The sequence below is a fragment of the Aquirufa sp. genome (assembly GCF_044377215.1).
GTDB lineage: Bacteria > Bacteroidota > Bacteroidia > Cytophagales > Spirosomataceae > Aquirufa.
On the sequence record NZ_JBILJM010000031.1, the window covers coordinates 23,735 to 29,974 of the forward strand.

A 6,240-nucleotide genomic window follows, 5' to 3' on the forward strand; every position below is an offset into this window, starting at 1 on the left:
ACTTTTGACTTTCACTTAAAACAAATTATAATGGCATTACCTCAAACCGAAAACGAATCAATTCAGATAAATTCATCAGAAAAAACCAATTATACGCTTCCATTAATTCTAGTAACTAGTTTATTCTTTTTGTGGGGATTAGCAAATAGTTTGAATGGAACACTAGTAAAACAATTTCAAACGGCATTAGACTTACAAAGGTGGCAAGCCAATATTGTAGAAACTGCCTTTTATGCCGGATATTTCGTTATGGCTTTGCCCGCTGGCGTCGTTATGCGCAGATACGGTTATAAGGCTGGAATTTTACTTGGATTAATCCTTTATGCAGCCGGGGCCTTTTTGTTTTATCCTGCAGCAGATGTTCGCTCTTATTCTTTCTTTTTGATTGCATTATTCATGATTGCAAGTGGTATTGCTTTTTTAGAAACTGCCGCAAATTTATATGTAACTGTTTTAGGTGATCCAGCCAAAGGTGATTATCGATTAAATTTCGCCCAATCATTTAATGGTATGAGCATTATTCTAGGACCGGTAATTGGCGGATTTTTCATATTTTCTGATAAAGAATATAGCCAGGAGGCACTAGCGGCTATGCCCATCATTGAATCAGAAGCGATAAGGGCTTCCCACGCCGCATCCGTTCAAACACCTTATTTATTAATTGGTTGCATTGTGGCTGTCGTAGCTGTATTATTTGCACTGACAAAAATGCCTGAATTAAAATCCACAGAAAAAGTAGAATCAAATGTGACAATTCGCGAATTATTGAAGCACAAGCACCTCGTTTTAGGAATTATTGCTCAATTTTTAAACTTAGGAGCTCAGGTAACGCTATGGGGAAATTTTGTTGATTTAAAATTAGATTATGCTCCAGAAACTAACTTATGGATTGTAGAGCAAATTTACCAGATCACTTCAGATATGTCGGCGACCCAAACAGCTAGTTTTCACGCTTCATTCGCATTTGTTTTATTCTTGCTAGGCAGGTTTTTAGGTACATTTTTAATGGGGAAATTTAAATCAAGCCATATTCTTGGTATTTATGCCATTGGGGCGGTAGTTTCTTTAATCATAGCGATGTTGGGCGGTGGCATTATTGCCGTTGTTTCTTTAATGTTGGTGTATTTTTTCCAATCCGTCATGTTCCCAACAATCTTTGCGCTGTCTTGCAAAAATTTAGGGGAAGGTTCTAAATTAGCATCCTCTTTAATAATCATGTCAATCGTAGGTGGCTCAATAATTCCTCCTGTAGCTGCATCATTGTTTAAAATCAATACAAATATGGCGCTGGCGATTCCTTTATTTTGTTTCAGCTATATTGTTTTTTATGCTTACCGAGGATGTCGAATATCAACACATGAATAAATATTTGTTAATCTTGGATTTGGTCAATGAGGAAGCGTCAATTAAACAATATGAGGCGTATCATAACTCCATTCCTAAGGAAATCGAACAACTAATTCGGGAGTCTGGAATTACGTCGATGGAAATTTATCGCTATGCAAATCGATTAGTCATGGAAATGATTACCGATGATTCATTTTCATTTGAAGCAAAATCGAAAGCTGATCAAGAAAATGAAGTAGTTCAAGCATGGGAAAACCTAATGAATCAATATCAACAACGAATTCCGGGATCACAACCCAATGAAAAATGGGTTTTAACCAAACGTATATTTAGCTTAAATTAATTCTATGTCACGTACTTATTTACAAATCAATCCATCAGACAATTTACTTGTCGCATTGCAGGACCTAAAAGCAGGGACTATTATTAACCATGGAGGGAATGAAATTATCCTTCAGGATGATATTGCGGCCAAACACAAGTTTACAACTGAGGCCATACATAAAGATGGAAATGCCTATATGTATGGAGTATTAGTAGGACACGCCATTCAAGATATTGCCAAAGGTGGCCTAATTCACACATTCAATCTTCATCATGCATCACAAGATTTCATTGGTAAACAAAAAGACTATGCGTGGACTAGTCCTGATTTAACTAAATTCAAAGACCGGACTTTTAATGGATACCATCGTGCGGATGGCCAAATTGGCACACAAAACTATTGGTTGGTGATTCCGCTAGTATTCTGCGAAAATAGAAACATTGAATTACTGAAGAATGCATTTATTCAGGGATTGGGTTTTCAAAAAAATGACTCTGTGACGGATCAAGTAGTTCATCTTCGCCAACAATTCGAATCTGGAAAGACATTATCACTTGGTTCAAGTTCAAATGAAGCAATAATAGCTAAAAGTCCATTGTTCCCAAATGTAGATGGAATAAAATTTTTAACGCATGAAAATGGATGTGGTGAAAATAAGGATGAGTCGGAGAGTCTCTGCAAATTATTAGCTGGATACTGCGTAAATCCCAATGTAGGAGGCATCAGTATATTAAGTTTAGGTTGTCAGCATTCTCAAATAGAAGTTTTTAAGGAAAAATTGAAAGAGAAAGATTTAAATTTTGATAAACCAATTCACTTTTTCGAGCAACAACAAGATGAGGGGAGTGGTGTAGAAAATCTGTTAAATGATGTTGTGTTCAAAACCTTTAAAGGTTTAATTGAAATAAATAAAATTGAACGGAAACCTGCTCCACTATCAGCGTTACGATTAGGTGTGAAATGCGGTGGATCTGATGGTTTTTCAGGAATTTCAGCTAATCCGGCGATTGGCCATACGGCCGACTTGCTTGTGGGCCTAGGCGGAACGGTTATGATTGCCGAATTTCCTGAGTTGTGTGGTGTGGAACAAGAATTACAAAATCGTTCCGTTACGGCAGAAGTAGCAGATAATTTTGGAAAGATGATGCGGGAATATGCCAAACGTGCAGCAGCAGTTGGTGCAGGCTTCGACATGAACCCCTCACCCGGAAATATTAAAGATGGATTAATAACAGATGCCATCAAATCAGCTGGAGCCGCAAAAAAAGCTGGATCATCACCTATAGTAGATTCGATCGGATATGGTCAATATGCTATGAAAAAAGGATTGAATCTTGTTTGTACGCCTGGAAATGACGTTTTAGCAACTACAGGAATGGCGGGTGCAGGCGCAACAATTCAACTTTTTACGACGGGATTGGGAACACCCACTGGAAACCCAATTTGTCCTATGGTTAAGTTATCAACAAATACACGCCTAGCAGAAAAGCTTCCGGAAATCATTGATATCGATTGCGGACCAATTATTCGTGGCGAAAAAACGGTTGAAGAAATGGGCGAGGAAGTATTAGAATATGTTATTAAACTGGCTTCAGGTGAAATCACGACAAAAGCGATGGATTTAGGTCAGGATGATTTTATGTTTTGGAGAAGAGGGGTGTCATTATAGACGCTGGACGTTAGCCAGTAAAAATGTAGAGACGCGATACTTCGCGTCTACTTAAATATTAAACTATGCTATTTTCATTAAAAGGTAAAAAAGTAGTGGTGACAGGTGGATGTTCCGGTATCGGGAAATCGATTTCGCTAACATTTCTCGCCCAAGGGGCAGAGGTACACGTAATTGATTTACATAAACCAACAGATCCTTTACCTGATAAAATCATTTTCCACCAAGCAGATATAACTGACCTTGAAATGGTAGAGCAAATAGCCATGCGATTGCCTACAATCGACATATTGGTAAATAATGCGGGTATACCACAAATAGGGAATTTGGAGAAAACAAGTCCTGCCGACTTCCAGCGCATTTTTGACGTTAATGTAAAGGGCGCTTATCATTGCATGTATGCGTTTATCCCAAATATGGTTAAACAAAAATCAGGTGTTATTTTAAATATGGCTTCCGTAGCTGCGTCCGTGGGAATACCAGATCGTTTTGGGTATTCCATGACCAAAGGGGCAATTAAATCTATGACGCAATCCGTGGCTAAAGATTATATAAATCAAGGCATTCGTTGCAATTGCATATCACCAGGACGTGTACATACACCATTTGTTGATGGATTTATCGCCAAAAACTATCCAGACAATCAAGCAGAAATGTTTGAAAAATTATCGAAAACACAACCATTAGGTCGCATGGCTAAACCTGATGAAATTGCCAATTTAGCCTTATATTTATGCTCAGATGAAGCCGCATTCATCACAGGATGTGATTATCCAATCGACGGTGGATTCATATATCTAAACAATTAAAACCTATGAAAACGAAAATTTTAAGCATCATTTGCTTGATCAGCGTGAGCCTTAGCTCATACAAAACGCTTGAAACACCTACTCGTATTGTCTTTTTCGGTGATTCGATCACACAAGCAGGAGTAGGCAAAACTGGCTACATTACCAAAATGGCAGAAATGTTAGGTGCTCAAGGTCTAGCTAGTAAATATGAACTAATAGGTGCAGGCATTGGAGGTAATAAAATCTATGATTTATACCTTCGTCACGAAGAAGATGTCATTGCTAAAAAACCCAATATTGTAATCATCTATGTAGGAATTAATGACGTTTGGCATAAGACAACATCACGTACAGGAACTGATCCAGACAAATTCGAAAAGTTCTATAGTGCTTTAATTAAAAAGCTTCAAAAGTCTAATATTCAAGTAGTTATCTGCACACCAACAGTGATTGGAGAAAAGTTTGATGCGAGTAATGAGAATGATGGTGACCTAAATGCATATTCAAATATCATTCGCAAAATTGCCAAAGATAATCAATGTAAATTGATCGATTTACGTAAAGCATTTTTAAGCTATGAGGAAAAAAACAACATAGAAAATAAGGCTTCAGGCATATTAACAACAGATCGCGTACACCTAAATGAAGCAGGTAACCAGTTTTTAGCTGAGACCATGTGGGAAACAATCAAAAAATTATAGTCGATGCAATTAGTAAGAATAGGAGAATTTGAACAAGAAAAACCAGCGATTCTTATCGATGGCCGTTATTTAGACGTTTCAGCACATGTTCAAGATTATAATGAAGCATTTTTTGCAGCAGATGGTTTAACCAAACTAGCAAAAATAGTCGCTTCTACAGATTTACCTGAAATCAAATCACCTGAGCGAATTGGTTCATGTGTCGCCCGTCCATCCAAAATTATTTGCGTAGGATTGAACTATGCAGATCATGCGCGTGAAACAGGTGCTGATATACCAACAGAGCCAATACTTTTCTTTAAATCTACAACAGCTCTGAGTGGTCCATTCGATCCTGTAGTTATTCCAAAAGGATCAACCAAAACAGATTGGGAAGTTGAATTGGCTATCGTTATTGGCAAAAAAGCCCAATACGTTTCAGAAACAGAAGCTTATGATTATGTAGCTGGTTATTGTTTACATAATGATTATTCAGAGCGCGAATACCAATTAGAACGCGGTGGTAACTGGTCAAAAGGAAAAGGATGTGACACGTTTGCACCACTAGGACCTGTTTTGGTTACAAAAGATGAAATAAAAGATGTGCATAATTTATCCATGTGGCTCGATGTAAATGGGAAGCGTTTTCAAACATCGAATACAGACCAATTAATTTTCAACGTACCTCAAGTAGTTTCCTATATTTCACAATTTATGACGCTTTTGCCAGGTGATGTCATTTCTACTGGTACACCGCATGGAGTGGGATTAGGTTTCAAACCTCCCATCTATTTACAGGCAGGTGACGTAGTAACATTGGGTATGGAAGGTCTAGGAGAACAAAAACAGACAGTTATAGCTTATTCAAAATGATAGATTCCCATCAGCATTTCTGGAACTATGATGAAGAACGAGACGCCTGGATAACTCCAGAAATGTCCACAATTCGTGCTGATTTCTATCCTGATGAAGATACATTTCGATCCAAAGGAATTCAAAGTTGTGTCGCAGTCCAAGCCGCATCGTCAGAAGAAGAAACGTTATTTCTCCTGGCTTTAGCAGAGCAATCCGATTTTATTCGCGGAGTAGTAGGCTGGGTAGATTTGCAACAATCCAATATTGAAGACCGACTTGCCTATTTCTCACAATTTGAAACAATTAAGGGTTTTCGTCACATCGTTCAAGGAGAAAAGGATACTGATTTTCTAAAGAGACCCGCATTTTTAAAAGGTATTCGTGCACTCGATGCCTTCGATTATACCTATGATTTACTTATTTTACCTCATCAGTTGCAGTCAGGCATTGATTTTTGTCAAAGTCTTGAACAGAAAATCGTATTAGACCATTTGGCTAAACCACCGATTAAATCGGGTGATTTAGGCGCTTGGAAAAAAGAATTACAAGCCTTTAAATCTTTAGATCATGTGT

7 protein-coding genes are annotated in these 6,240 nt (G+C 37.8%); all 7 read left to right on the forward strand.

Annotated elements, in window-relative coordinates; translation table 11 throughout:
• Window positions 1-30 precede the first annotated feature (30 nt).
• Complete coding sequence (fucP, locus tag ACIQ6T_RS09270; protein WP_395785696.1) at window positions 31-1,365, forward strand: L-fucose:H+ symporter permease; 1,335 nt, start codon at window positions 31-33, stop codon at window positions 1,363-1,365.
• Window positions 1,358-1,690: an L-rhamnose mutarotase gene (locus tag ACIQ6T_RS09275; RefSeq protein WP_395785698.1), complete on the forward strand. Its 333-nt coding sequence runs from the start codon at window positions 1,358-1,360 to the stop codon at window positions 1,688-1,690. The genes fucP and ACIQ6T_RS09275 overlap by 8 nt, the downstream gene beginning before the upstream one ends.
• Window positions 1,691-1,694: 4 nt before the next feature.
• Window positions 1,695-3,341, forward strand: coding sequence for a UxaA family hydrolase (locus tag ACIQ6T_RS09280; protein ID WP_395785700.1), 1,647 nt, complete (start codon window positions 1,695-1,697; stop codon window positions 3,339-3,341).
• 65 nt (window positions 3,342-3,406) lie between these two features.
• Complete coding sequence (locus tag ACIQ6T_RS09285; protein WP_395785702.1) at window positions 3,407-4,150, forward strand: SDR family NAD(P)-dependent oxidoreductase; 744 nt, start codon at window positions 3,407-3,409, stop codon at window positions 4,148-4,150.
• 5 nt (window positions 4,151-4,155) lie between these two features.
• Complete coding sequence (locus tag ACIQ6T_RS09290; RefSeq protein ID WP_395785704.1) at window positions 4,156-4,833, forward strand: SGNH/GDSL hydrolase family protein; 678 nt, start codon at window positions 4,156-4,158, stop codon at window positions 4,831-4,833.
• A gap of 3 nt (window positions 4,834-4,836) precedes the next feature.
• Window positions 4,837-5,685, forward strand: a complete 849-nt coding sequence (locus tag ACIQ6T_RS09295; protein ID WP_395785706.1) for a fumarylacetoacetate hydrolase family protein — start codon at window positions 4,837-4,839, stop codon at window positions 5,683-5,685.
• The coding region (locus ACIQ6T_RS09300) for an amidohydrolase family protein (RefSeq protein ID WP_395785708.1) at window positions 5,682-6,240 on the forward strand (559 nt) is incomplete at its 3' end. The genes ACIQ6T_RS09295 and ACIQ6T_RS09300, both read left to right, overlap by 4 nt.

Bases quoted from the DNA above. Each gene is read 5' to 3' on its own strand.
- fucP (WP_395785696.1), top strand. From the start codon at position 31: ATGGCATTACCTCAAACCGAAAACGAATCAATTCAGATAAATTCATCA.
- ACIQ6T_RS09285 (WP_395785702.1), top strand. From the start codon at position 3,407: ATGCTATTTTCATTAAAAGGTAAAAAAGTAGTGGTGACAGGTGGATGT.
- ACIQ6T_RS09275 (WP_395785698.1), top strand. From the start codon at position 1,358: ATGAATAAATATTTGTTAATCTTGGATTTGGTCAATGAGGAAGCGTCA.
- ACIQ6T_RS09290 (WP_395785704.1), top strand. From the start codon at position 4,156: ATGAAAACGAAAATTTTAAGCATCATTTGCTTGATCAGCGTGAGCCTT.
- ACIQ6T_RS09280 (WP_395785700.1), top strand. From the start codon at position 1,695: ATGTCACGTACTTATTTACAAATCAATCCATCAGACAATTTACTTGTC.
- ACIQ6T_RS09295 (WP_395785706.1), top strand. From the start codon at position 4,837: ATGCAATTAGTAAGAATAGGAGAATTTGAACAAGAAAAACCAGCGATT.